Source organism: Aeromonas ichthyocola, from assembly GCF_046087985.1.
GTDB lineage: Bacteria > Pseudomonadota > Gammaproteobacteria > Enterobacterales > Aeromonadaceae > Aeromonas > Aeromonas rivipollensis.
Window position 1 is genome coordinate 140244 of sequence record NZ_JBJSWH010000003.1, and the last position, 26311, is coordinate 166554.

Below are 26311 nucleotides of genomic sequence, written 5' to 3' on the forward strand. Positions count from 1 at the left end.
ATCAGACCAGTGACAGCAGAATACATAAAAGTTTCTAATGTGTTAATCATTTGTTTTAACTTGCTGTTTAATTCATCATTTTAAGGGGTAAAGATGGATTATTGACCTGGATTGCCTTTTGAATCGTCACAAAAATAATTGTAAAAATTTTTCGAAACTTGAGGCAAATGCGGTAAAGGGGAGTAAGGGGAGAGAACAGGTAGAATGACCGCTGCCTGTGCATTGAGGGGCTGTTAAGCTTTGTTAAATGTCCCAGTGCAAACGTGACTGCAGCTGCCGTGGCAACGGGGGCGAGTGACTCTTTCATCTCGCCAATCAGCACCATGTTGGCCCCTTGAGTTGGACGTATCTCCCCTTTGAGGGTGCCATCTGCAAAAGCTGGCTTGTTGCAGGGTGAGGGGCACATGTTGGGCACCAAAAACAGGGTGAATGGGCCCCATCTTGCCCTGGATCACCATGTGCAAGGCCGGCCCCTGATAAAACGAGCAGTGATTGACATAGGTGACCGTTAATCCGGGCATGTCGCTCAGGGTTGCCATATCTTCTCCATCTTGGCTGTTGATGCTGTACAAGTTGACCCTCTCATCGACACCCTGGATAAAGGGTTTTTCGCCATAGACATGGGCCATGGCCACCTGTGCCAGCGACAGCGGCCGCAGGAGCCGTTTCTGGCCAGCGTGATCCAGCGGGTGCTCATTCCGAGCAGGAAGGCGACCGATGCAGCCAGGGCGATCTGGCGGGATGTTGATGTCCGGAGCTTGACCGGCACCGTGCCAAGGGGACGGGATGGCGGCAATCATCTTGCGCGTCACTGTCTTGCAGCATGGCTTGCCTGAGCAGATCCGCTCGGCCAGTCCGGCGGGGACCTTAACCTGCATGGCGCGCTTGCAGAGTTGCTCGAGCTGCTTCATCTCGTCGAGATAGTTCCGATTGGTCTGGCTGGCTTCAGCGGCTTTGAGGAATCCGGCAGTTTATCGTTGGGCTGGATCATGGCGTTGCGGCGAAATTCGAGTTCATCCATGTCCGTGTCCTCTCTGTTGTACCGCAGCCTCCATGGCCTCTTTGATCTGGTTACGAGCCCGGAACAGCCGCGTCATGACGGTGTTCTTGTTCAGGCCGAGCTGGGCGGCGATCTCTTCGCCGCTGAACCCCCCCAGCACCTGCAACAGCAGGGGCTCCTGATACTCGGCGGGCAGGCGGGCTATGTGGCGCCTAAGCCATTCGTGCTCCATCTCCTGCTCGCTGTGCAGCGCATCCTGATCGCTTTGGGGATGCTCGTCGAGATCGATGAGATCGAACTGCTTGCGCTCGAAGCGCCGGGCATTTTCCCGCCGCAATATGGTGATGAGCCAGGCCTTGGCGGCCTTGTCATCGATCAGGGAATCGATCGCCTTCCAGGCCCGCAGGAAGGTCTCCTGCACCAGATCCTCGGCGACTTGCGGATCCCGGCACAGCCAGTAGGCGTAGCGGTAGATGTCCCCGTGCAGGGCATGCACCAGGGCCTCGTATTTCGTTTGTTTGTCTGCCATATCCCCATAGACCGGGGTAGCAGAGGGATCCTTTCCCGTTCCCGCCTTTTTTTTTCTAAAAAAACCTAACGTCATGAATGCGATTCCTTTTTCATGAGTGGTTTGGCGCAGGCGTCAAGGACGTGCCCACGCCAGTTTTCTGAGGACATAGGCTATCGCAAAAGTCTCCCTGGCGCACAGCGCCAGGGCCAGCTCCTGCCAGTCGACCCCTTGGCCGGCGGCGCCGGGGGCGGCAAAACAGGCCCTGTCCAGATCATCGAGTCGCGTGCCCATGGCGGGATCGCCATGGCAGGGCAGGCTGGCCAGGTGCTGGCAAGGCTGCCCCCAGCGAAGCCCAGCCCAGGCCAGCAAAGCCCACCTGGCCAGATCAGGCTCCCGGGCCGCCAGGGCCCGTTGCAGCCGATAGAAGGCGAGCCAGCGCGGCCCGCCTTGCAACAGGGTGCGCAGCAGCAGCGCCAACAGAACCCAGATGAGGCTCTCTGCGCCGGGCGCTTTGGCGGGATCGGAAGGGGCGGCGTCGCCCTCGATGTGCAGGGTCTGCGCCGGCAGTTGGGCCTGCTCGATGCGCCCGGTACTGGTGTTGAACCAGGAGAGGGTCACGGCGGGCAGGGTATAGCTGCCCGCGGCTTCAGCGGTCAGGGCCTGGCGCCACTGGCGTTCGAAGCGCAGCGCCCCCTTGGCCACGAAACGCTCCTGCTGCTGCTCGCCGTCCGGTTTCATCGAAAGGCCCGGCGGCAATGCCGGGGCCGGGATCTGTGGCAGGCGGTTGCCATCCCCCCCCTCCATCACCAGGGTGAGGGTGCGGATCACCGGCTCCCCGACTCTGGCCCCCCTGGCCGGACTGAACTGCTGGCGCAGGACCAGGCTGCTCGCCACCGGCTCCACCGGTGCCTTGTCCACCTTGACGAAGAGGGTGGCCGCCCTGGCGGAGAGCAGATCCCCAGCGTCGCTTTGCGTAGCGGTGTCCGGGTCCTGGGGCAATCGACCCTGGAATCGGGGGGACTCCAGGGGATGCAGCCCGGGCTCCCTGGCCTGCAGCAGCCATTTGCGGATCAAACGCCCTGGCATGCCGGGGCTGGCGGGGGACTCCCAGCGATCGTCGCCGAGGCGGCGTATGGTGAAGCCTTGACCGAGGGGCTCGCTGAGGTTGGGGGCCTCCATGTTGGCGGGCAGCCAGAGGCTCAGCTCATAGATGAAGGGTTGCCCCGGGTAGAGGGGGCCCTGATGCAGCACCCTGGCCTGCAGCTCCACGGGGGAGAGGCGCGTCTCGGGTTGCGGCGTCAGTGTGCCCGTCTGGGGACGCGTCGGAATAGGCAGCGCGGGCGTCTGCTCGGCGCCTAGGGTCAAGGGCGGCACCTGGCGGGGGCTGGTCTCCAGCAGGTGAAGCGGGATCTGCCAGCGGATCAGGCTGCTCACCTGGGTGTTGACGCGGCTGATGCTGACCCGGCCCACCGCAAACTGGCGCAGCAGGGGGAGTAGGCTGAGCTCGTCCCCCTTGAGCTCCCCGTCGGCTTCGATGACGAGCAGCCAGTCGCGATCGCTTTCCCCCGCCAGCAGCTCGGCGCGAGGGGGCGCCGCCTGCACCTGGGTGCCCAGCAGCATGGCGAGCAGCCACCAGCCGCTTGGCCCTTTCATCAACCGGATGAGTGAACGCAGCCAGGGGATCACCAGGGCTCCTCCACCTTGAGAAGGGGACGGCGCTCGGCCTCCTTGCGCAGCCGCTGCTCCAGCAGCAATACAGGGGAGAGGGTGGCAGGGGCATTGCCGTCGTCTGCTGAGCTGCCGATGGTTCGGGTTGCTTGCTGTTGCTGGTATCGGGAGCGGCGGTCGCTCCACCCGTAACAGAGAGAGGTTATAGAGCGCATCTTCATGGCCGGGTTCGAGCGCCAGAGCGGCAAGATAGGCCTCTTTGGCTGCGGGACAGTTGCAGCAGGGCATTGCCGCGGTTGTAGTGGGCGGTGGCGCTTGCGCTTCCTGATAGGCTGCGATAGCTTGCAGATAGACTCCGGCCCGATACCAGGCGTTGCCGCGCCAGACTGGGTCCTTGAAGGTGCGGGCAGCCCGCTGAAGCGCCCCTCTTGAGAAGCTTGCCAACCCGGCGCCCCTCGGGCCTCTCTGTTGCTTGCAGATCTTGCAGGGCAAGCAGCTGCCACCCCACCATCAGAGCAGCAGCAACCAGTGCGCGCCTATGCGAGCCAGTAGCGCCAGTGGCAGCAGAGGGAGCAGCAACCAGGGGCCGAGAATCCAGTGGTGCCCCGGGGTGAGGGTCTGGCTCATGGGCAGCGGTGCAAAGTGAGGGGAGCCCGGCCTGCAACCATTGCAGCCTTCCCCCTGTGCTGGCCAGTGCGGCAATGGCCTGACTATCTGGGGCGGGCAACTGCCCCAGGGCGTTGCCGGATTGGCAAACCCCCGGCGGATTGGCCGGAATGGCGGACATGGGGGCCGGTTGACCGCTGGCCAGCAGAATATCGAGGCGTGCCGACTGGGTGTGGCGGCAAAGAAGGCGTTGCTGGCAGGGCCACAGGGCGGCGATTTGGGTCATCTGATTCTGGGTGAGGTCGTCGGTGATCAGCAGCAGACGCGCTTGTTCTCCAGGGGCCAGCTGCTTCATGGCCAGTTCCACCGCCCGTGCCGGGTTGCTGCCCTGCAACGGCATGATATCGGGGCGCAAGTCGGGCAGTAGCAGCGAAAGGGCCTGATGATCCCGGGTTGGCGGCATGGCGAGGTAGGCATCGCCTGCAAACAGGATCAGCGCAATGCGCTCGCCCTTGGCGCGGCTCAGCAGCTGCTGCAACTGCCATCTGACCCGGGTCGCCCGATCTGGTTTGAGGTCGGTGGCGGTCATCGAGCGTGACAAGTCCAGCAGCCAGATATCGAGGCGCCGCAGGCTGCTGTTGCAGCTCGCCGCGCAGGGCGGGGCCACTCAGGGCCAAAATGACGGGCAGGGTTGCCAGCCAGAGCCAGGGGCGTTGAGGACGGGGGCTGGCAGCAGATAAGCCTGCATCGCAGGTGCGAGCAGCGGGGGCTGGCGACGCGGCGCCACCCTTGCCAGAGCCAGGGGATGAGTGCCAGCAGCCACAGGGGGCGGAGCAAGATCAGCTCCATCTGCGCGCGCCTCGTGCCAGCCAGCTACGCACCATGCGAAACTCCAGCCTGCCGTGCCCTGCCGGCAGAAGCAGCAAGCCACAAAGCAGTGCCAGCGGCCAGGGGTAGAGCTCGATCACCGGCTGGTACTGGGCAATCGGCATGGGGGCAGGTTCAAGGGCATTGAGAGTCGCGTTGATGGCATCGAGATCGCTTTGGGTGCGTGCCCGAAAGTAACGCCCTTTGCCTGTCTTTGCCAGCTCTTTCAGGAGCGGCTCGTCCAGTTCGCTGCTGGGATCGGCCTGACCGCTGCCCGCCTCATCGTAGGGTTGGATAAAGGTATCGGGATCGGCCCCGACCCCCAGCGTGTAGATCCGTATTCCCTGCGCTGCGGCGAGTTTGGCCTCCTGCAGCGGGTCGGCATTGCCTGCGGTATTGCGGCCATCAGTGACCAGCAGCAGGGCGGTGGGGCGACCTGGATCTCCATGCTGACGTGCCAGCTGGATGGCCTCGCCAAGGGCGGTGGTGCGGCCGACCAGATCAAAATCAAGCTCGTCGCTCAAGGTCAATAGCGCCGGGATCTCCTGAGTGAAGGAGAGAGCAGATAGGCGTGATCGGCAAAGACGATAAGGCCAACCCTGTCTCCGGCCCGCTTGGCAATCAGCGCCTTGATCTGCTGGCGCACCGCCGTCAGCCGTGCTTGCTGCTCGCCGTTATCGAGCATATCCGGGGTGCGCATGCTGTCGGAGATATCCACCGCGAGCAGCAGATCCCGGCTCCCTTCATATCGGATAACCGGTTCTCCCCACCACTGGGGGCGGCAGAGGGCGAGGATAAGGGCGCACCAGAGCAGCATGGCGCGCCAGAGCGGCAATCCGGCCTGAGGACGCAGCAGGGCAAACCCGGGGTGAGTCAGATAACCACGGCGCAGGGGCGGCAAGCCGAAGCGCACCAGCAAAGGCAGCACCAGCGCCAGGGCAAACCAGGGCCAGGCCAGGATCATGGATGTCTCCGCGCGGCTTTACGCCCCGAGCGGGGAGAGCGTTGCAAGAAGAGGGTTTGACCCCAGCGGCGATAATGTTGTCGCAGCTGTTCGCTCTGCTCGCGAGTCGGGCGCTGGCTGCCATAGAGCCAACTGCTCCAGTGAGACGAAAACTGGCTGAAATCGCTGCCGCCGTGACGATCGACGAAGGCGAGCCACGCCTCTCCCTGCAACTGGCGCGCCTCGGGCCAGCGTTGCAGCGCTTCATGGCGCAGGGCCTCCTGTATGCGTGGCACCAGCAGCGGCGGATCCTCCCTCCAGCTGACGGCACCAGCGGCGGTAACGTATTACCCTGCGGGCAATCAGGACGATCAGCAAGCAGGCGAGCAGGGCGATCAGCAGCCAGCCCCAGGCCAGCAGACGGGGTCGCTTTGCTCTCCAGGGGCGGGCCCGGATGGATGTCCCGCATCAGGGCGGCCAACTGGCGGGTGATGGCGTCGGAGGCGGGACTGGCGGCTGTGGAGCTCGGCGGGCACGATCATCCCTGATGACATCCAGCCTCCTGCCACTGGCGTTGCAGGGGCAAGCCGTTGTCGAGGCGGTAGAGGCGCTGCACCAGGGGTAACAGCTGCTGCTGGCAGGCGTCGGCTTGCTGCCTTGCCGCTTCCTGGTAGCGCCAGCGAAAGAGGGTCTGTCCGGCATCGAGCCAGCCGCTGCGCTTGCCCGATTGCACCGCCAGTTGCCCCTGCTCGGGCAGGGCCGCTTCCAGGGGATCCCGGATCTGCCAATAGTGGATGTCGTGGCGCTGGCCGAGGCGTTGCAACTGCTGGCTGAGCCCCTGATCAAGGGGCTGTGGTCGGTGATCAGCGTCAGTTGGCACCATGGGCAGCTTCACGCGGCCAAGGTGTCTGGGCCAGGGAGTGGCCAGCCTCCGGCGGGCCAGCCCCGCTGATAGTGATGGCAGAGAGATTCGAGCAGGGGGATCAGGGAGTCACGCTGAGTTTCGTGTCGGGTCTCGATCCCGTGGCAGATCAGGGTGTTTGCCTGCTTCTCCCCCTGCCAGAGCAGGGCGGCGGCGAGCTCGCAGCCGAGGCGGGCCTTGAGCTGGGGGCCTGAACCGAAATACATGGCGGGGGAGAGGTCCAGCAGCAGCCAGTGGGCCTGCTCCTGCTCCTCGGCATACAGCCGGGTGTGGGGGCGCCCGAGGCGGGCGGTGACCCGCCAGTCGATGTGGCGCACTTCGTCCCCGGCCTGATAGAGGCGCAGCTCACGAAAATTCAGGCCAGGCTGTCGCCCGAGCCGTCCTTGACGTGCCTGGTGGATGCGCGCCCGCTGGCCTTGTCTTGCCCACAGCCGGATGGCCAGCAACTGGGCCAGGGGCAGGGCGATATCGGGATGGGCGCGAGGATCAGCGGATCTGGTCATGGGCGCCGATCATCAGGGGCATGGGATAAGGTCCAGCAGATGGGCGATCAGGGTGTCGTTGTCGAGGTTGTCCGCCAGGGCCTGATAGCTGGGGGTTAAGCGGTGGCGATGAACGGCTGGCTATCAGGGACATGGGATAAGATCCAGCAGACGGGCGATCAGGGTGTCGTTGTCGAGATTGTCCGCCAGGGCCTGATAGCTGGGGATTAAACGGTGGCGATGAACGGCGGGCTGTCAGGGACATGGAATGGCATCCAGCAGACGGGCGATCAGGGTGTCGTTGTCGAGGTTGTCCGCCAGGGCCTGATAACTGGGAATGAGGCGATGACGCAGCACGGCCGGGGCCAGTTGCTGGATGTCTTCCGGCAGCACGAAATCCCGCCCGGCAAGCCAGGCCCGGGCGCGGGCGGCGCGGGCCAGGCCTATGCTGGCCCTGGGGCTGGCGCCCACCGCAATGAGGGATTCGAGCTCGGGGCAGAGGCCGCTACCGGGGCGGGTGGCACAGATAAGTTGCACCAGATAGTGCTCGAGCCGGCTCTGCATCTGCACCGCCTGCACCGCGCTGCGGGCCGAGAGCAGGGCGGCCTGGCTCAGGGTTAGGGGGGGCGGCGGCAGTTGCTCGCCTCCGGCGTTGAGCTGCAAGATGGCCAGCTCCATGGCGGGGCTGGGGTAATCCACCATGAGTTTCAGCAGGAAGCGATCGAGCTGGGCCTCCGGCAGGGGATAGGTCCCCTCCTGCTCTATGGGGTTCTGGGTCGCCGCCACCATAAAGAGCGGCGGCAGGCGCCAGCTCTTCTTGCCCACGGTGATCTGCTGCTCGGCCATGGCCTCCAGCAGGGCAGACTGCACCTTGGCCGGGGCCCGGTTTATCTCGTCCGCCAGCACCAGGTGGTTGAACAATGGGCCGGGCTGGAACACGAAGCTGGCATCCTGAGGGTGAAACACCTCGCTGCCGGTGAGATCGGCAGGGAGCAGGTCCGGGGTGAACTGGATGCGAGCGAAGCGCCCCTCGACGGCGCCGGCCAGCGCCTTGACGGCCCGGGTCTTGGCAAGGCCGGGGGCCCCCTCGATCAATACATGTCCTTCACATAGCAGGGCGATCAGCAGCCCCTCGATGAGGGAGCCCTGTCCCAGGATCTGACTGCCAAGATAGTCCCCAAGCGCTCTGAATTCGGCCGCTGCCATGTAATGAACCCGTTGTTTTCATAGAAGTTGATCTTTTTATACTCCAGTTGGCCCCCAAGGGCGAGGGAGGGTGGCAAGATGGCGGCAATTTAGTTTCAATCAGCTGTATGAAAGTTGTGAGTGGATTGTTAAGATGTGGCGCAATGAGGTCAGACCTCTTCCTTTTAATCTTCTCGTTTAACCAAGGAGCCAGGATGAAACAGCCATTGAAACTGACGACTCGCCAGGGCGAACGGATTGCCGTCGTGGCGGGTCTGCGAACCCCCTTTGCCAAGCAGGCCACGGCCTTCCACGGCGTGCCAGCGGTGGATCTCGGCAAACTGGTGGTGAGCGAGATGCTCGCCCGCACCGATCTCGATCCCAAGCTCATCGACCAGCTGGTGTTCGGCCAGGTGGTCCAGATGCCCGAAGCCCCCAACATAGCTCGCGAAATCGTGCTCGGCACCGGCATGAGCGTCAGCACCGATGCCTATAGCGTGTCGCGCGCCTGCGCCACCAGTTTCCAGGCGGTGGCCAATGTCACCGAATCCATCATGGCCGGCACTGTCGACATCGCCATCGCAGGCGGTGCCGACTCCTCCTCCGTGCTCCCCATAGGGGTGAGCAAGACCCTGGCCCGCGCCCTGGTGGATCTCAACAAGGCGCGCAATCTGCAGCAGCGTTTCAATATTCTGCGTCGTCTGCGCTTGAAAGACTTGATGCCGGTGCCGCCCGCGGTGGCCGAGTACTCCACCGGCCTCTCCATGGGGCAGACCGCCGAGCAGATGGCCAAGAGCCACCAGATCAGCCGCGAGGCGCAAGATGCCCTGGCCCACCGCTCCCATACCCTGGCAGCGCAAGCCTGGGCCGAGGGCAAGCTCAGTGGCGAGGTGTTCACCGCCCACGTGCCACCCTACAAGTCGCCGCTGGAGCGGGACAACAACATCCGTGAAAGCTCCGATCTGGCGAGCTACGCCAAGCTCAAGCCGGTGTTTGACCGGCTGCATGGCTCGGTCACCGCCGCCAACGCCACCCCGCTCACCGACGGCGCCGCCGCCGTGCTGCTGATGCGCGAAGGGCGGGCGAAAGAGTTGGGGTTGGAGCCGCTGGGTTACATCCGCAGCTTCGCGTTTTCCGCCATCGACGTCTGGCAGGACATGCTGATGGGTCCCTCCTATGCCACGCCGCTGGCGCTGGACCGTGCCGGCATCACGCTAGCCGATCTGACCCTCATCGACATGCACGAAGCCTTTGCCGCCCAGACCCTGGCCAACCTCAAGATGTTTGCCAGTGCCGAATTCGCCCGCGACAAACTGGGCCGGGATCAGGCCATCGGCGAGGTAGACATGGACAAGTTCAACGTCCTCGGCGGCTCCCTGGCCTATGGCCACCCCTTTGCCGCCACAGGGGCGCGCATGATCACCCAGACCCTGCACGAGCTGCGGCGTCGGGGTGGGGGACTGGGGCTCAACACCGCCTGTGCGGCGGGTGGGCTGGGTGTGGCCATGGTGCTGGAGGTTGAATGATGAGCGCTAAGACTTTTTCACTGGATATTCGCAAAGACGGCATCGGCATCCTCACCATGGATGTGCCCGGTGAGAGCATGAACACCCTCAAGGCCGCCTTCGCAGACGAGATCCGCTCCGTGCTGGCCGAGATAAAGGGGAACCGCGATCTGATCGGTCTGGTGATCGCCTCCGGCAAGAAGGACTCCTTCATCGCCGGGGCCGACATCAGCATGCTGGCCGCCTGCACCAGCGCCCGTGACGCCGAGACGCTGTCACGGGAGGGGCAGGTGGTCTTCGCCGAGATCGAGGCGCTGACCATACCCGTGATCGCCGCCATTCACGGCCCCTGCCTGGGCGGCGGGCTGGAGCTGGCGCTCGCCTGCCATGGCCGGGTGGTGACCGAACACGGCAAAACCGTGCTGGGCTTGCCGGAAGTGCAGCTCGGCCTGCTGCCGGGCTCCGGTGGTACCCAACGCCTGCCGCGCCTCATCGGGGTGGCCAAGGCGCTGGATCTGATGCTGACCGGCAAGCAGGTCAGGGCCAAGCAGGCCAAAAAACTGGGGCTGGTGGACGATGTGGTGCCCCCCTCCATACTGCTGGAGGCCGCCATCAAGCTGGCGAAGAAGGGCAAACCCCGCCATCAGCTGAAGCGGGATCTTCAAGCCAAGGTGCTGGAGACCAATGCCCTGGGTCGCAAGGTGCTGTTCGATCAGGCCCGCAAGGGGGTCAAGGCCAAGACCCGTGGCAATTACCCGGCCCCTGAGCGGATCCTTGAGGTGGTGCGCATCGGCGTAGAGGAGGGGATGCAGGCTGGCCTAGCCGCCGAGTCCCGCCACTTCGGTGAGCTGGTGATGACGGCGGAATCCGCCGCCCTGCGCTCAATTTTCTTCGCCACCACAGAGATGAAGAAAGAGGTCAGTTATCAGGGGGCCGAGCCGCGCAAGGTGGCCCATGCCGCCGTGCTGGGCGGAGGCCTGATGGGGGGCGGCATCGCCTTCGTCACCGCCACCAAGGCGGGGGTACCGGTGCGCATCAAGGACGTGTCGAGCGCCGGCATCGGCAACGCCATGCGCTACAGCTATGACCTGCTGGCCAAAAAGCTCAAGCGCCGCCAACTGCTGCGCAGCGAGCTGGAGAAGCAGATGAGCCTGCTCACCGGCACCCTGGACTACGCCGGTTTCCACCGGGTGGACATGGTGGTGGAGGCGGTGTTCGAGGATCTCGCCCTCAAGCACCAGATGGTGGCGGACGTGGAGCGCGAGTGCGGTGAACACACCGTCTTTGCCTCCAACACCTCCTCCCTGCCCATCCACCAGATAGCGGCCAATGCCGCCCATCCGGAGCGGGTGGTGGGGCTGCACTACTTCAGCCCGGTGGACAAGATGCCGCTGGCCGAGATCATCCCCCATGCCGGCACCAGCGCCGAGACGGTGGCCACCACCCTGGCGTTTGCCCGTGCCCAGGGCAAGACCCCGATCGTGGTCAAAGACGAGGCGGGTTTCTACGTGAACCGCATCCTGGCCCCCTACATGAACGAGGCGGCGCGCCTGGTGCTGGAAGGGGAGCCGGTGGAGGTGCTGGACAGTGCCCTGCTGGACTTCGGCTTCCCGGTCGGCCCCATCACCTTGCTCGATGAGGTCGGTATCGACGTTGGGGCCAAGATCTCCCCCATCCTCGAGAAAGAGCTCGGCGGCGAGCAGTTCCAGGCTCCCAAGGCCTTTGACAAGCTGTTGCAAGACGATCGCAAGGGGCGCAAGAACGGCAAGGGCTTCTACCTCTACGGCAAGGCGGCGCCGCGCAACCGCCTCACCGGCAAAGAGGGCAAGAAGACGGTGGACGAGAGCGTCTACGCCGTGCTCGGGGTCAAGGTATCGCCCAAGCTTGCCCGCCAGGAGATCGCCGAGCGCTGCGTGCTGCTGATGCTCAACGAAGCGGCCATGGCGCTCGACAGCGGCGTGGTGGCCTCGGCCCGTGACGGCGACATCGGTGCCATCTTCGGCATCGGCTTCCCGCCCTTCCTCGGCGGCCCCTTCCGCTACATGGACAGCCTCGGCATCGATCATTTGGTGGGGCGCCTCGAGCACTACCAGAAGCGTCACGGCGATAGGTTCGCCCCCTGCGCACGCCTCAAGGCGATGGCGGCGGAGCAGCAGCGCTTCTACTGATCTGCGGCGAGCAGCCAAGAAGAGACGCGAGGCGACCCCGGGGTCGCCTCGTTTTTTTGTCTGAGCGGGGGCAGGGAAGGGGGGAACGCTCGCCCCCATGGGTAAAAAAGCGGCGCATCAGGGGCCAAATCATTGATCTGGCGCAAACTGGTGCCCCATTTATTACTTTGGTGGCATAGGACTCAGGCGCCGGTTGAGGTCAAATAGCCTTATCAGGAACGGGGACTACCCCGTCACGAAAGGGACACCCATTTCACTGGATGAAGGACACACTATGAGTCTGCTTGAACAAACCATCTGGAACATATTGGGATACGGGGCCATGCCCTTTATCTTCCTGAGCGGCTTCGTGGCCGTGGCAGTGACCTGCTGCCTGCTGCTCAATGCCTTCGGGGTCAAGTCCGCCGAGAAGTGAGTCACTCTCGTTAATGCCGCCAAATGCCAGTCCTCGGACTGGCATTTGTTTTATGTGTTTTTTAACGCATTTATCCAGGCCAAGGCGGGGAAAACTGTGGTCAATATGGTCGAACCCGGCGGCCATTTTGATTACACTGGCGCCCGGCATGTCCGCCCTTTTCTCTTTTATCAGGTGTTCACGATTTCTATGGCGCTCAAGGCAACCATCTTCAAGGCCCAGATCAGCTTGTCTGACATGGATCGCAATCTCTATCAGGACTACTCCCTCACCCTGGCCCGTCACCCCTCCGAGACCGACGAGCGAATGATGATCCGGCTGGCGGCCTTTGCCTGGCACGCCGCCGAGCGGCTGGAGTTCACCAAGGGACTCTCGGCGGACGACGAGCCCGAGCTCTGGCGCAAGAACTATTCCGACGAGATCGAGCTTTGGATTGAACTCGGCCAGCCCGACGAGAAGCGCCTCAAGAAGGCGTGCAACCGCTCCCGCCAGGTGGTGCTCTATCTCTACGGTGGCCGTGGCACCAGCGTCTGGTGGAAGCAGAACCAGGGCAAGCTCGGGCTGCACGACAACCTGACCGTGATCGAGCTCTCCGACAGCCAGACCCTGCCCCTGACCGCCATGGTGGAGCGTACCATGCAGCTCACCTGCACCATCTCGGACGGCCAGCTCTGGGTCAGCAACGGCACCCTGGAGGTCACCCTGGATCCCGTGGTGCTGATGGGGCGCGCCGCCCGCGAACTCTAAGACGGACTCCCCATGCTCAGTGCACTGCTCGATATCGTCATCCCGGTGTTTGCGGTGGCGGGCCTCGGCGCCCTCTACGGGCGGCTGCGCGGGGGAGCCGAACTCGGCTACATCAACCGGGCCAACATAGAGCTCTTCTCCCCGGCACTGGTCTTCTCGGCGCTGGTGAAATACCCGCTGGATCTGGCGGCCCACCTGCCGCTTATCGCGGCAGGGGCCCTGGTGATATTGCTGCCAGGCTTGCTGCTCTCCCTGCTCAAACTCAAGGGCATAGAGAGAGCGGCGCTGATCTTGCCCGCCATGTTTCGCAACACAGGCAACCTCGGCATCCCGCTGATGGTGCTGGCCTTTGGCGAGCAGCAGCTCGGCGCCATCGTCATCCTCTTCGTGCTCTCCAACCTGCTTCACTTCTCGGTGGGCATGTTCATCCTCTCTGCCAATGCCTCGCGCTGGCTCTGGCTGCGCAGCCCCATGCTGTGGGCGGCCCTGGCGGGGCTGCTGGTGGCCAACCTGCAGATCCCGCTGCCGGACTATCTGGTGACCAGCGCCTCCCTGCTCGGCCAGATAGCTGTGCCCCTGATGCTCTTTGCCCTCGGCATCCGGCTGATGGAAGGGGAGCTGGATCACTTGGGGCTGGCGCTCAAGTGCAACCTGCTCTATCTGCTGGCGGGGGGCATCTCCCTTGGGATCGCCATCTGGCTGCTGCCCCTGGATCCTGCCTGGATCCCGCTCCTGATGCTCTCGGTGGCGCTGCCCCCGGCGGTGCTCAATTACATGCTTTGTGAGCAGTACCAGTGCCAGCCCGACAAGGTGGCCAGCATAGTGCTCGGCGGCAATGCGCTCTCGGTGCTGGTGATCCCCCTGGCGGTCTGGCTGGCGCTCCATCTGGGGGGCTGACCCGGTTCTATCTTCCCCTTAAAGGACGCCCGATGGCGTCCTTTTTATCGCTATCGCGAATGTCCGATTAGGTTTCGCTAATCGAACCTATGGCTCTTAAACCCGATTGGTTCTGTTCCCCTTGACCTTGCTGGTGATCCCTTTTGGAAACCAGCCACCTTTACCCATCCGCGCCCGTACCTTTTTCTGATACTGCTCAGGGGATAGCACCTTGGGTGTTTTATGGCGGGTGCTGTTGCAGTGTCGACAAGCGGCCACGATATTGGCTGGCCGATCCCCCTTCGCTGCGTGGTTGCAGATGTTCCCCCGTACACTGCAATAGCCGTGCTTCGACAGGAGTGAGGCGGTATTGGTGTATCAGTGCGGCAGGGGAGGCTTCCCATATCGGTAGTCCGCAATAGAAGCAGTGAAAGGATTGACGAACGGCAGCCTGGTGGCGTTGTTTGGCGATGTTACCCATGGTCGTGACCTCAATAAATTTGGTATTGAAGTCCGTGACGGTATGGATTGAATGATGGCCGGACGGACTTCGGTTCAAGTTGAAGTCCCGTCGGCCTACATAGACTCGGAGCGGGTACTGACCGGCTTAGGCGGATCAGCCTTACACCGCTCCTCTTATGAAACAGCGGCAGTCAATTAATAGCGGGTGCTCCATTGATTGTAAAGCCAACAATACAAGAGGATATACGTGACATAATGGCTGCAAACAGGTCCATTTTGGAGTCGTTATGGAAGGTGCACTGTATATATCTGACTAGAGTACGATTGATGCCAAGCATATCGCCCTGTTTCGGGTTAGACGAAAAGGGTGAGGAGCGGAGAGGGAGGAATGGGATAAAAACAGGGCGGCCAAGGCCGCCTTGTTTATTTATTGACGGCCGCTTGCTCGTGGCCGCTTCTGCGTAGCTGGGTATAGAGGCCAACCCCCGCCAGCAGGCCGGTGAGGGCCAGCAGCAGCCAGATGGCGGTGGCGGGGCGGGTGCCCGCATCTCCCAGCATAAAACCGATCAGCAGGTTGCCAAAGAGCGCCATGCAGCCCCCGGCGCTAGCATAGAAGCCGTAGTAGCTGGCGAGCTGGTCTGGGGGGGCGTAGCGGGGCAACTGGGCGGCAAAGAGCGGGAAGCAGAGGATGGAGCCCAAGGAGAGCAGGGCCACCTGCGCCAATACCCCCGCCGTCGGCCAGGGGGAGAGCAGGGGCAGGGCCAGATAGCTGAGCCCCATCAGGCCTATGCCGAGCCCCATGGCGAGCGGCACTCCCAGGCGGCGCTCCACCAGGCGGGATGCCGGCAGCTGGAGCAGGACGCCGATCACCGCCGAGAGGGTGAAGACGCCGCCGAGCAGCTGGGTGGCGTCCGGCAGGCTCTGGATATGGGCGGGCAGGGCCAGATAGAGCTGGTGGAACAGGATCTGGTAGCTGCCCGCCAGCAGGGTGAACATCATGAAGGTGCGCTGGCGCAAAATGGTGCCCCACTGGCGCAAGATGGCGCCGCGCGGGCTCTGGTTGGCCACCGGGCGTTTGGGCAGCACTCGATACTGCAGCACCCCCAGCAGGGCGAACAGGCTAGCCGCCAGAATACCCGTCAGGGCATAGCTCTGTTGGGTCAACGTCAGGCCGACCAGGGGGCCGAGCAGCATGCCCGCCTGGCTGGCGAGATTGTGCAGGGCGAAGGCGCGCTGACGCTGATCAGGCGCGTTGCATTCACTCGCCAGATAGGCCTGGGCGCAAGGGGTGAACAGGGCCCCGGCAAAGCCGGTGAGGGCCGCCGCCAGCAGCAGTATGGGCAGGGACTCGGCCCAGCCCAGCAGCAGGAAGCCGACCGATCGCACCAGGCAACCCCAGACGATGGCGGGGTGATAGCCGATGCGATCACCGAGCGTCCCCCCCAAGAGGAAGAGCCCCTGCTGGCTGAAGACCCGCATCCCCATGACCAGGCCGCAGGCCCAACCGGCGAGGCCAAGGCCGCTGCCCATGTGCTGGGCGAGGAAGGGCAGCATCATGTAGAAGCCGAGGTTGAACGCCAGACCATTGATGATGAGCAGGCGGGCGGCCGGGCTCATGCCCTGCCAGTCCCGCCAGTAGGAGGCGCCGTTCATCTTGTGTGCACCCGGGGGCCGGTTGCGGGCCATACCGCAGGCGCTGTCATGGGAAGTCTCGTCATGCTTGTCTTCGCAGGGTGCGAAGGAAGGGGATGCCGCTCTGATCGTGGCTTATCTGCACCGGCACCTGATAGAGGCGCTCGATGAGATCGGCGTCGAGCACCTGGGCGGGGGGGCCGAAGGCTTGCAGATCGCCCCCCGCCAGCACGATCAGCTGATCGGCAAACTGGGCCGCCAGGTTGAGATCGTGCAGCACCACCAGGGTGATCCACTGCTGCTCCCGGGTCTGCTGGCAGAGGTGCTCCATCAGTTGCATCTGGTGATGCAAGTCCAGGGCACTGACCGGCTCGTCCAGCATCATGATGCGAGGATCTCGCAGCAGCACCTGGGCGAACAGCACCATCTGCCGCTGGCCGCCGCTTAAGGAGTAGAGGGGGCGATCCGCCAGATGGGCGATGCCAAGGGCCTGCAGGGCGCGGCCGGCCGCCAGTATGTCCTCGTCCGCGAGGCGCATGGATAGGCTGTCGAGGCGCCCCAGCACTACCACCTCGATGACGCTCAAGTCCAGCTCCAGCTGGATGTTCTGGGGCATGTAGCCAAATTGCTGGCGCCACTTGGCCTGGGTCATCTGGCGGGCGCTCTGGCCCCCCAGGCGGATGTCGCCGGCGGCCGGGGTCAGTTCACCGAACAGGGCGCGCAGCAATGAGGTCTTGCCGGTCCCGTTCGGGCCGATGATCACATGGACCTGACCCGGATGCAGGGTAAGGTCGAGCTCCCGCAGCAGGGTCTGCTGGCCGAGGGAGAGGGAGAGTCGGGATATTTCAAGCACGTTTACGCCCCCTGCCGAGGATCAGCCAGATGAAGAAGGGCACGCCAATGAGCGCAGTGACTATGCCGATGGGGAAGAGGGCCCCCGGAATGATGGACTTGGAGAGCACCGAAGCGGCCGAGAGCATGCAGGCGCCGCACAGGGCGGAGAGGGGGATCAGGAAGCGCTGATCTTCCCCCACCAGCATGCGGGCTATGTGGGGGGCCACCAGGCCGACGAAGCCGATGATGCCGACGAAGCTGGTGGCGGTGGCGGTGAGCAGGGCGACCAGGATCAGGGTCTTCATGCGCAGCCTGTCCACGTTGACTCCGAGGCTGCGGGCCCTGGCTTCCCCCAGACGCAGGCTGGTGAGGGCCCAGGCGTCCCGGTAGATGAGGAGGGTGCAGATCAGGGTGACGGCGGCGGTGATGATCAGGGCATCCCAGGTGGTGCGCATCAGGCTGCCAAACAGCCAGAACATGATCTGCTGGTTGAGCTCGGGGGAGGAGAGGAACTGCAGCAGGGAGAGCAGGGACTGGAACAGAAACAGCAGGGCTATGCCCGCCAGGATCAGGGTCTGGCTGCTGATGTTGCGCATCATGGCCAGACCAAACAAGAGGCTGGCGGCAAACATGCACAGGATGAAGGCACCGGCCGGAATGGCAATCAGGGGCGGCAGCCCAAGACCGCCGGTATAGAGCGCCAGTGCCGCGCCAAGCCCTGCCGCGGCCGCGAGCCCCAGGGTGTAGGGGCTGGCCAGGGGGTTGTCCAGCAGGGTCTGCATCTGCACGCCGCCAAGCCCGAGGGAGGCGCCGACCACCAAGGCCATCAGGGCGATGGGCAGGCGCATGTCAAAGACGATGGTGCGGGTCATGGAGTCCGCCTGGGCGGGGGAGAGCAGGGCATCGATCACTTCCCCAAGGGGCAGCAGGGAGGGGCCGGTGGCGATGTCGAGCACCAGGGTAATGCACAGCACCAGGGTGAGCAGCGCCAGCCAGTGCCAGCGGCGGCGCTCCCGTTGCCGCTGGCGGGTGAGGGTCTGCTGCAGGGCAGCCAAATCATTCATGATAACCATCCTGAAACGGGCGCTCTCAAGGGGCGCCCGCAAGGGTTAAAGAGGGATGACGCAGAGGGACTTTCCCGACTCGGGTCGGAAAGTCCGGCCCGTCAGGTTCAACCAGCCATTACTTGATACCCAGCATAAAGGTGCCCTGGGGACGAATGGGCAGATAGCTGCGGTAGAAGCCCTGATAGGTGGCCAGGGGATCGAGATCCTCGAACAAGTCGGGGTAGAGCGCCTTGGCCATGAACTCGATGAGGGCGGCATCCATGATGCTGCGGGTGGCGCCGTGATAGACGGCGTAGAGGCGACCCTGCTGCACGGCGGGCAACTCGCTCCAGCCCGGACGGGCGGCAAAGCCCTGCAGACGCTGGCGCACCGTCTCGGCCGAGACGTCCTGACCGACCTGCATCGCCTCTGCGCTGCTCACGCTCTCGTAGCCCGCCATCAGGATCACCTCGGGTTTGCTCGCCAGCAGTTGCTCAGGGTGGATGGGGCCCCAGCGCTCGACGAAGGGGGCCGCGACGTTGTCACCGCCGGCCAGCAGGGCCATGGCGCCCCACATGTCCTTGCCATAGGTGTAGCTGTACTCGGCCGGGCCCTTGTCCCCCAGCTCGATGTAGACCCGGGGCGGCTGGCGCTTCGCCTGGGCAACCCGGGAAGTGATGGTGTCAATCTTGGCCTTGTATTCGTCGGCCATCTTGCGGGCACGAGCCTCCTGACCGGTCACCTTGCCAAGCAGCAGGGTGCTCGCCATGTGGCGGGCCAGGGTCTGGGCGTTGTAGTCCACCACCACCACGGGAATGCCTGCCTGCTCGAGGCGCGGCAGATCCGGGGCCAGGGCCTCGTATTGCCACTGGGCCAGGATCACCAGATCGGGTTTGACAGCCAGGGTCTTCTCGATGGAGAAGCTCTGATCCTGCACGTTGCCAAGGTCGGGCACCTTAGCCAGTTGCGGCAGGCTGGCCACATAGAGGGACCAGATGGCGGGGCGGGACTTGACGAACCAGCCACGGGACATGCCCACCAGGCGATCGGCGCCCCCTTCACCGGCCACGGCCAGGTAATCCTCGGGATAGAAACCGAGCACTATGCGGTTCGCAGGCAGGCTCAGGGAGACCTTGCGGCCCATCACATCTTCCACTTCAACGGGGGCGGCGGCCTGTGCCATCCAGCTCATCAGGGCGAGCTGACCAAGCAGCAGCAACTTTGCCAGGGGGTGACGAAACATCTTGTGAAACCTCGGGGGGATAGGGCCTAAAAAAAGAAGTGAGAACTATTGCTATTCGTGAGCCGAAAAGCAATAAGCGTTTGTCCTATCCCCTCTCTTGTTATTTATGTCATTGCTGAAACCGGTTCCATAAGAGCACATGGTGCAGCTCCAGTGGAGACAATCTCTCTGCTTTCACGGGTCATGGGGGCCTGTAACGCCTATCTGGCTGCACCTGGAACCGCACACTGGCCGCCGCCTCTCTCGCACTTCCGGACCGGGCTCTCAGCCCCGGACTCTGCTCTATGTCGAGCCCCTTGGCGTGGTACCCCCATGATGTGGCGACGATTTTCTACGCACAGGGGGCAGGCACTGCCCATACGGGTATTGCTCGTCACCTGCACGCAACAATTTGTTGGCATTGTTAGCCAGCTCCCAGCGACTCCGTCGCTAAGGGGGCAGAGTAGGCGCGATCTTGGCCGCTGGCCGAGTTCGACATCTAACAAGGTGCTGCGGCCCGCCTTGCGCGGGCGCCAATAACATAATCTGCCCATAAAAAAGGAAACTGACCATGTCAGGAAGACACTCTCTGGTGGCGCTCGCGGTCGGGCTGGCGCTCTCAGGACAGGCACAGGCGCAACTGCTGATCAGCGAATACCTGGAAGGCTCTGGCAACAACAAGGCGGTGGAGCTGAGCAACCTCGGCTCGGATCCCGTCGATCTCGCCCAATACCGGCTGGCGCTCTATGCCAACGGCAAAACCCTCACCGATGCCCCCACCAACAGCCTGGCGTTGCAAGGCACCCTGGCCCCGGGGGCCAGCCTGGTGCTGGCCAATCCCTCCGCCAGCGGCGAGATCCTGGCCAAGACCAAGCAGACCAGCGGCAACCTGGTGTTCAACGGCGACGACGCTCTGGTGCTCTATCGCGGCAGCGAGATTGCAGACAGCTTAGGCCAGGTGGGGGTGGATCCGGGCACGGCCTGGGTCTCGGGCTCTGTTTCGACCCTGGACATGACGCTTCGCCGCAAGGCCACCGTCACCACGGGCCGCACTGATGCGACCAACCCCTTCGATCCGGCGCAGGAGTATCTGGCCGCCCCCAAGGATGACGCCAGTGGCCTGGGTTGCAGCGGCGATGCTCCCTGCGACGGCACCCAGCCGCCCGCCTTCGTCTGCCCGGTCGATCAGCTGGTGCCGGTGCCCGCCATCCAGGGCCCGGGCAGCAGCAGCCCCCTGGTGCCGGCCGGCAAGTTTGAATCCGAGCAGGCCTATGCCACCCGCGGCGTGGTGACCCAGGTGGTGAGCGGCCTCTACAAGGGCTTCTTCATTCAGGACGCGCAGGGGGACGGTGATCCGGCCACTTCGGACGGCCTCTTCATCCACAGCACCCAGGCCAACGGCGCCCTGGTGCCGGGAGCCGAGGTGTGCGTCTCGGGCAAGGTCAAAGAGTATTTCAACCAGACCCAGCTCAGTGCCGATCAGCTGGTGGTGACCCAGCCGGTGGGGGCCTTGCTGCCGGCGGTGGATCTGGTGCCTGTGGGAGGCGAGAGCCTGAGCCAGCTGCTGGAGCGCCACGAGGGGATGCAGGTGCGGCTGGTGCCCGAATCCAGCCTGGTGGTGACCCGCAACTTCAGCTTCGACTACGACGGCAAGCGCAACAACCTGGTGCTGGCCTATGGCGCGCCCCTCATCAAGTCGACCCAGAAGTTTGCCGCCCTGAGCCAGGAGGCGAGCGACTGGGCCCTGCGCAACCAGCAAAACCAGCTGGTGGTAGAGACGGACGCCAAGGCGCCGGACGGCGTGCTGCCCTGGTATCCCGGCTTCAACGCAGAGGATGGTTACCTGCGTATCGGTGACAGGCTCAACGGGCTTGAGGGGGCGCTCGGCTACTCCTACAACCTGTTCCGGCTGGTGGCCAGCAACCGCATCGACAGCAGCGACATCGATCACAGCGGCTGGGATCCGGGTAGAGACGCCGGAGCTCGCCGAGGCGGGGGATCTGCGGGTCGCGAGCTTCAACGTGCTCAACTTCTTCACCACTGTGGTGGGCGGCGATGCCAACCCCACCGGCAGCAACCGTGGCGCCCTGACGGTGCCTGAGTTCGAGCTGCAGCGCACCAAGATCGTCAGCGCCATCACCCGCCTCAACGCGGACGTGGTGGGGCTGATGGAGATAGAGAACAACGGCTACGGCGACAACTCCGCCATCGCCAACCTGGTGGCGGCCCTCAACGCCGCCCAGCCGGACGAGGCGGATCACTACGCCTGGGTGTCTTCCCCCGATGGTCAACCCATAGGCACAGATGCCATTACCGTGGGCCTCATCTACAGACCCGCCAGCGTGACGCCGCAAGGGGCCGCCAGCCTCATAGTGCTGCCGGTGCAGCAGGCCGAGGCCCAGGACGCCAGCGGCAAGCCGGTGGCCATCAACCAGGGCATGCGCGAGTCGCTGCTGCAGCGCTTCAGCTCCCCCAAGGGGGATGCGCCCCTGACCCTGGTGGTCAACCACCTCAAGTCCAAGGGCTCCGCCTGCTTCGAGGATTACCCCGACTACGTCACCGCCGATCCGCTGGACGGCCAGGGTCACTGCAACGCCCTGCGGGTCTCCGCCGCCAGGGTGCTGGGGGAGCGTCTCAAGGGGGTGAGCGGGGATCTGCTGCTCATCGGGGATCTGAACGCCTACGGCATGGAGGATCCCATCCGGGTGCTGACCGACTATGATCCGGCCGCCCAAACGCGCCAGATCCTGAGCGCCTCCTTCACCACGCTGGCGGGCCAGCCTTATGAGGAGAGCGGCAGCGCCCTTGGCAAGGGCTATGGTCTCATCAACCTCAACACCCGCTTCCACGGCACCGACACCTACTCCTACAGCTATGAGGGGGAGCTCGGCAACCTGGATCACGCCCTGGCAAATCCGAGTCTGGCGGCCAAGGTGATCGGCATCGAGGATTGGCACATCAACTCCGCCGAGAGCAACTTCTTCGAGTACGGCAACAAGTACAGCGGCCAGCTGGCGAAATCCGAGGGGCCCTTCAGCGCCTCGGATCACGATCCCGTGCTGGTGGCCATTCAGTACCCGCTGCCGCCCGCCGGAGTCTTGAGCCTGGAGAGCGCCGCCGCCAGCGTGGAGGAAGGCAGCACTCTCACGCTGTCCGTGGCGCGCCGGGACGGCAGCCATGGGGAGGCCAGCGTCAGTTACCGCGTCGCCTACGGCAGCGCCGATGCCAAGGACGTGGCACCACTGACCGGTACCCTGAACTGGGCGGCTGGCCAGAGCGACAGCCAGACCATCAGCATTCCGGTGAAGAGCGACACCCTGCACGAGGGGGATGAGACCTTCACCCTGGAGCTGTTTGATGCAAGCGGCGCGGCGCTGGGGGAGCAACACCAGACCCTGGTGACCATCAAGGACAAGCTGGCGCCTTCCACCATAGCCCTGGCGAGCGCCAGCATGAGGGTGAACGAGGGGCAGTGGTTTGCCGAGATCCCCCTGGTGCGCAGCGGCGATCTCAGCAAACCCGCCCGTGCTACTTTGAGCCTTGAGGGGATCACGGCGCGCTGGGGGCTGGATTTCCTGCCCTGGTTCGGCCAGTCGGTGAGCTGGGCCGCGGGCGAGGGGGGCAGCAAGTCCATCAAGGTGCTGATCCTGGACGACTGGTTCGTGGAGTCCACCGAGCAGTTCAAGACAAGCCTGGTGAAGGTGCAGGGCGCCCAGCCTGGGACTGTGCAGCAGACCCGGGTCGATATCCAGGACAACGACAAGCCCTGGTGGCCCTTCGGCCGCCACTGATGAGAGTGAGCATGCAGATGACACAAGGGGCCCGCGGGCCCCTTCTTGCTGGTTGGCGCTTTGGCCTGACTGGCAGTGCTTCGCCCATGAAAAAGGCCCACCGCGTCGGGTGGGCCTTCTCCATGGCAGGGCGCTCCTAACGGAGTATCAACCCTGCGCGTTGCTCAGTACCAGCTTGCCATCCTTGACCGGAATGGTGGTGCCGGGTTTTTGTTCCATTCGCACTACCCCTTCCTGACCGGCGAGGCGGTAGGTGACGTCATAACCCAGGGTGCGGGTGCTGCTGTCTTGCACCGTCTTGCAGCGCTGCTCTGTGGTGGTGTAGGTGTCCCCCGCCTGCATGTTGCCCTGCACCTGGTTGCCGGCGTAGCCACCGGCGGCGGCCCCGGCGACGGTGGCGACCTTCTTGCCGCTGCCGCCACCGAACTGGTGGCCCACCACGCCCCCGAGGGCTGCACCGACCACTGTGCCCAGGATCTTGTGTTCATCCTGCACCGGCTTGCGGTGGGTGACGGTGACGTTGCGGCACTCCTGGCGCGGCGTCTTGATGGTCTCGGTCACCGGTTTGCTGGCCAGCACCTCGGCAAACTGGGGCTCTGATGAAAACAGGGATCCGCTGGCGGCGGCCGACAATGCCAGTGCAGAGGCCACACCGATCCCGATACCTGCCAACATGGATGTGTTCATCTCTTCTCTCCTTACAGTGATTGCCCTTGGGGCCTGGGCTCATTCTTGGCATTTTTGTCCCCGGGCTCAAGGCAATGGCCCTTCGGGTGCGACAGAGGCTGGCTGCGCCAAAAACGGCCCCGGCAAGGGAGCGTCTGTGATTGGCGACAAAAGGTGGGGCGATGGCGTCGCGAGAGTCTGGGGCAGGGGGCGCAGCCCCTTAAGACGTTTCGCTAATACCTGGGCGTGCGCCCCCTTGGTACCCTCGTCGGGTATAAGGATCCGCCGCCTGCCAAGTACCTTGTGCGCCGTGATCCGCGAGACTCCCCCCGCTTTGTGCCCATATGAGGAAGGAACCCGATGACAAAGCCGCACATCTACGAGACTGGCCTTGGCAAGACGCCCGCCAATTTCGAGGCCCTGACCCCCTTAAGCTTTCTGGCCCGGGCGGCCCGGGTCTATCCCGACTACCCGGCCCTGATCCATGGCCCCCTGCGCCAGAGCTGGGCCCAGACCGAGGTGCGCTGTCGCCAGCTCGCCTCTGCCCTGCGCCTGCACGGCATCGGCGAGGGGGATACGGTCTCCATCGTCGCCCCCAATGTCCCGGCCATGTTCGAGGCCCACTTCGGGGTACCCATGAGCGGCGCCGTGCTCAACACCATCAACACCCGGCTCGATGCCGAGTCCATGGCCTTCATCTTCCAGCATGCCCAGAGCAGGGTGGTGCTGGTGGACAGGGAGTTTGGCGCCCTGGTGCGCAAGGCGCTCTCTCTCATTGACAGCCAGCCTCTGGTCATCGCCATCGACGATCCCCTCTATCGGGAGGGGGAGCTGGTCGGCGAACTGACCTACGAGGCCTTCATTGCCGGGGGCAACGGCGACGAGCCCGGCTGGCTGCCGGCGGACGAGTGGCAGGCGATTTCCCTGAACTACACCTCGGGCACCACGGGCAACCCCAAGGGGGTGGTCTATCACCATCGCGGCGCCCACCTCAATGCGGTCAACAACGTGCTCTCCTGGGAGCTGCCCAAACACCCCGTCTATCTGTGGACGCTGCCGATGTTCCACTGCAACGGCTGGTGCTTCCCCTGGACCCTGGCGGCCACCGCCGGGGTGAGCGTCTGCCTGCGCCATGTGCAGGCGGGCGCCATCTATGAGGCGCTGCAGGAACACAGGGTGACGCATTTTTGCGCCGCCCCCATAGTGCTCAACATGCTGAACAACGCCGATCCGGCCCTGAAACTGGGGCTCGATCACCCCATCAAGGCGATGACGGCGGGGGCGGCGCCACCCGCCACCGTGATCGCCGGCATGGAGGCCATGGGGATAGGCGTGACCCATGTCTATGGCCTCACCGAGACCTATGGCCCCTGCGTGGTGTGCGAGCCCCAGCGTAGCTGGCAGGGGCAGGATGCCACTGCGCTCTCCCGGCTCAAGGCCCGCCAGGGGGTGGCCTCTCCATTGCAGGGAGAGATGCGGGTCGCCAACCCCGTCAGCGGCGAGCCTGTGCCCCGGGATGGCAAGACCCTGGGGGAGATCTTCCTGCGCGGCAACATCGTCATGAAGGGCTACCTCAAGAACCCGGCGGCCAGCGAAGAGGCGATGGCTGAGGGCTGGTTTCGAAGCGGGGATCTGGCGGTCTGGCACCAGGACGGCTACGTGGAGATCAAGGACAGATCCAAGGACATCATCATCTCGGGCGGGGAGAACATCTCCAGCCTGGAGGTGGAGGACGTGCTCTATCGCCACCCGGACGTGGACGAGGCCGCGGTGATCGCCATGGCGGACGAGAAGTGGGGGGAGGTGCCCTGTGCCTTCGTCAAGCTCAAGGAGGGGCGTGTGCTCAGCCAGGCGGAGCTGATCGCCTTCTGCCGCGAGCAGATGGCCCACTTCAAGGCCCCCAAGCGCATCATCTTCACCCCCCTGCCCAAGACCTCCACCGGCAAGGTGCAAAAGTTCATGTTGCGCCAGCAGTTGGAGTGATCCCGTCGAAGGGGATGCGGACGGGCATCTGAGGGCAGTTCATCTCTTGTGGTCATGTGGATGTGTCACTGGACAGTCCAGGTCAACGGTGTTGAATAATCCATGTCAACGCCGTTGACTTGCATGAGGGACATACCTAAAATCGCTCATCATGACGACTTGGAAAGGGAAGGAAATATGATCAAGGATGCTGTGACCGAGGGGGTGGTGAAATTGGGTGGTGCTGACACAACCAAAGCCTTGATCCTCGATGTTGCCCGAAAACTTTTCTCTTCAACCGGCTACAGAGCGACGTCGCTCAGGGCCATCGCAAAGGAAGTCGGGGTCGATCCCGCATTGCTCATCCGCTATTTCGGCTCCAAGGAGGAGCTTTTTCTCGAAGCGCTGGCCATCAGCGACTTTTGTGAAAAAGCACTCACAGGTTCATTGGATGGCATGGGATACCGTATCGTTCTTGAACTGATCTCCGGCGACATTAAAAATAAAATGAGTTCCTATGTGTCGTTAGTTCAGGCCTCTGACAGCGAGACCATAAGAACCCGTTTACAGGATGTCGTTAGAACTCGATTCGTTGAGAAACTTGCTCAACGTTTGCCGGGGCAGGATGCTGAGTTGAGAGCACACCTTATTTCTGCCCAGACGGGGGGACTTATCAATTCATTGGCCGTTATCCAGCACGAAACACTGCTGACAACGCCAATCGATATTATTGCCGAGCATTATGGCGCAGCGATACAGCTCTTGATCGATGGCAAGCCAGCCTGATAACGATTTATTGAG

At 63.7% G+C, this 26311-nt stretch carries 21 protein-coding genes and 2 pseudogenes; 8 read left to right on the forward strand and 15 right to left on the reverse strand.

Annotated features, from left to right (window positions below; translation table 11 throughout):
- Window positions 1-233 precede the first annotated feature (233 nt).
- The 10 genes and pseudogenes from ACF2JD_RS09410 to ACF2JD_RS09455 all read right to left on the reverse strand — a co-directional run bounded on the left by ACF2JD_RS09410 (window position 234) and on the right by ACF2JD_RS09455 (window position 8205).
- Window positions 234-911 carry a DUF3379 family protein gene (locus tag ACF2JD_RS09410; RefSeq protein WP_440987269.1) on the reverse strand — a complete coding sequence of 226 codons (678 nt, stop codon included), beginning with the start codon at window positions 909-911 and terminating at the stop codon, window positions 234-236.
- Window positions 912-1013: 102 nt separating this feature from the next.
- A complete protein-coding gene (locus ACF2JD_RS09415) occupies window positions 1014-1604 on the reverse strand; it encodes a sigma-70 family RNA polymerase sigma factor (protein WP_440987270.1) in 591 nt (196 codons plus the stop codon).
- A gap of 39 nt (window positions 1605-1643) precedes the next feature.
- Complete coding sequence (locus ACF2JD_RS09420; protein WP_440987515.1) at window positions 1644-3164, reverse strand: hypothetical protein; 1521 nt, start codon at window positions 3162-3164, stop codon at window positions 1644-1646.
- Between the two features lie 29 nt (window positions 3165-3193).
- Window positions 3194-3394: a hypothetical protein gene (locus ACF2JD_RS09425; protein WP_440987271.1), complete on the reverse strand. Its 201-nt coding sequence runs from the start codon at window positions 3392-3394 to the stop codon at window positions 3194-3196.
- Between the two features lie 2 nt (window positions 3395-3396).
- Window positions 3397-4452 (reverse strand): VWA domain-containing protein, encoded by a 1056-nt coding sequence (locus tag ACF2JD_RS09430; protein WP_440987272.1) that lies wholly within the window; start codon window positions 4450-4452, stop codon window positions 3397-3399.
- A 172-nt stretch (window positions 4453-4624) separates the two neighbouring features.
- Window positions 4625-5616, reverse strand: a pseudogene (locus ACF2JD_RS09435) (VWA domain-containing protein).
- On the reverse strand, window positions 5613-5891 hold the full coding sequence (locus ACF2JD_RS09440; protein WP_440987273.1) for a DUF4381 family protein: 279 nt from the start codon (window positions 5889-5891) through the stop codon (window positions 5613-5615). The pseudogene ACF2JD_RS09435 and the gene ACF2JD_RS09440 overlap by 4 nt, the downstream one beginning before the upstream one ends.
- A gap of 242 nt (window positions 5892-6133) precedes the next feature.
- On the reverse strand, window positions 6134-6478 hold the full coding sequence (locus ACF2JD_RS09445; protein ID WP_440987274.1) for a DUF58 domain-containing protein: 345 nt from the start codon (window positions 6476-6478) through the stop codon (window positions 6134-6136).
- An 8-nt stretch (window positions 6479-6486) separates the two neighbouring features.
- Window positions 6487-7020 carry a DUF58 domain-containing protein gene (locus ACF2JD_RS09450; protein WP_440987275.1) on the reverse strand — a complete coding sequence of 178 codons (534 nt, stop codon included), beginning with the start codon at window positions 7018-7020 and terminating at the stop codon, window positions 6487-6489.
- A 234-nt stretch (window positions 7021-7254) separates the two neighbouring features.
- On the reverse strand, window positions 7255-8205 hold the full coding sequence (locus ACF2JD_RS09455; RefSeq protein WP_440987276.1) for an AAA family ATPase: 951 nt from the start codon (window positions 8203-8205) through the stop codon (window positions 7255-7257).
- 194 nt (window positions 8206-8399) lie between these two features.
- On the opposite strand from ACF2JD_RS09455, the gene fadI reads away from it, so the two are divergent.
- The 5 genes from fadI (at window position 8400) to ACF2JD_RS09480 (ending at window position 13916) form a co-directional block, all read left to right on the forward strand.
- On the forward strand, window positions 8400-9710 hold the full coding sequence (gene fadI, locus ACF2JD_RS09460; protein WP_005325159.1) for an acetyl-CoA C-acyltransferase FadI: 1311 nt from the start codon (window positions 8400-8402) through the stop codon (window positions 9708-9710).
- Complete coding sequence (gene fadJ / locus ACF2JD_RS09465; RefSeq protein WP_440987516.1) at window positions 9710-11857, forward strand: fatty acid oxidation complex subunit alpha FadJ; 2148 nt, start codon at window positions 9710-9712, stop codon at window positions 11855-11857. The genes fadI and fadJ overlap by 1 nt, the downstream gene beginning before the upstream one ends.
- A gap of 274 nt (window positions 11858-12131) precedes the next feature.
- The gene (locus ACF2JD_RS09470; protein WP_005325161.1) at window positions 12132-12272 is read left to right on the forward strand and encodes a TIGR02808 family protein; all 141 of its coding nucleotides are present in this window, start codon (window positions 12132-12134) and stop codon (window positions 12270-12272) included.
- 189 nt (window positions 12273-12461) lie between these two features.
- Window positions 12462-13019, forward strand: coding sequence for a YaeQ family protein (locus ACF2JD_RS09475; RefSeq protein ID WP_042648052.1), 558 nt, complete (start codon window positions 12462-12464; stop codon window positions 13017-13019).
- 12 nt (window positions 13020-13031) lie between these two features.
- Complete coding sequence (locus tag ACF2JD_RS09480) at window positions 13032-13916, forward strand: AEC family transporter (RefSeq protein ID WP_106886848.1); 885 nt, start codon at window positions 13032-13034, stop codon at window positions 13914-13916.
- An 864-nt stretch (window positions 13917-14780) separates the two neighbouring features.
- On the opposite strand, the gene ACF2JD_RS09485 is transcribed toward ACF2JD_RS09480, so the two are convergent.
- From ACF2JD_RS09485 to ACF2JD_RS09500, 4 genes are all read right to left on the reverse strand, one after another.
- Complete coding sequence (locus ACF2JD_RS09485; protein WP_440987277.1) at window positions 14781-16010, reverse strand: MFS transporter; 1230 nt, start codon at window positions 16008-16010, stop codon at window positions 14781-14783.
- Between the two features lie 61 nt (window positions 16011-16071).
- Complete coding sequence (locus ACF2JD_RS09490; RefSeq protein ID WP_440987278.1) at window positions 16072-16842, reverse strand: ATP-binding cassette domain-containing protein; 771 nt, start codon at window positions 16840-16842, stop codon at window positions 16072-16074.
- Window positions 16835-17887 (reverse strand): FecCD family ABC transporter permease, encoded by a 1053-nt coding sequence (locus ACF2JD_RS09495; protein WP_139746157.1) that lies wholly within the window; start codon window positions 17885-17887, stop codon window positions 16835-16837. The genes ACF2JD_RS09490 and ACF2JD_RS09495 overlap by 8 nt, the downstream gene beginning before the upstream one ends.
- A gap of 118 nt (window positions 17888-18005) precedes the next feature.
- On the reverse strand, window positions 18006-19112 hold the full coding sequence (locus ACF2JD_RS09500) for an ABC transporter substrate-binding protein (protein ID WP_440987279.1): 1107 nt from the start codon (window positions 19110-19112) through the stop codon (window positions 18006-18008).
- A 550-nt stretch (window positions 19113-19662) separates the two neighbouring features.
- On the opposite strand from ACF2JD_RS09500, the pseudogene ACF2JD_RS09505 reads away from it, so the two are divergent.
- Window positions 19663-22882, forward strand: a pseudogene (locus ACF2JD_RS09505) (ExeM/NucH family extracellular endonuclease).
- A gap of 147 nt (window positions 22883-23029) precedes the next feature.
- Here ACF2JD_RS09505 and ACF2JD_RS09510 read toward each other — a convergent pair.
- The gene (locus tag ACF2JD_RS09510; RefSeq protein ID WP_111910563.1) at window positions 23030-23569 is read right to left on the reverse strand and encodes a glycine zipper 2TM domain-containing protein; all 540 of its coding nucleotides are present in this window, start codon (window positions 23567-23569) and stop codon (window positions 23030-23032) included.
- 339 nt (window positions 23570-23908) lie between these two features.
- Here ACF2JD_RS09510 and ACF2JD_RS09515 point away from each other — a divergent pair, with 339 nt between their 5' ends.
- On the forward strand, window positions 23909-25531 hold the full coding sequence (locus tag ACF2JD_RS09515; protein ID WP_440987280.1) for an acyl-CoA synthetase: 1623 nt from the start codon (window positions 23909-23911) through the stop codon (window positions 25529-25531).
- A gap of 177 nt (window positions 25532-25708) precedes the next feature.
- Window positions 25709-26296 (forward strand): TetR family transcriptional regulator, encoded by a 588-nt coding sequence (locus tag ACF2JD_RS09520; RefSeq protein WP_440987281.1) that lies wholly within the window; start codon window positions 25709-25711, stop codon window positions 26294-26296.
- Window positions 26297-26311 lie beyond the last annotated feature (15 nt).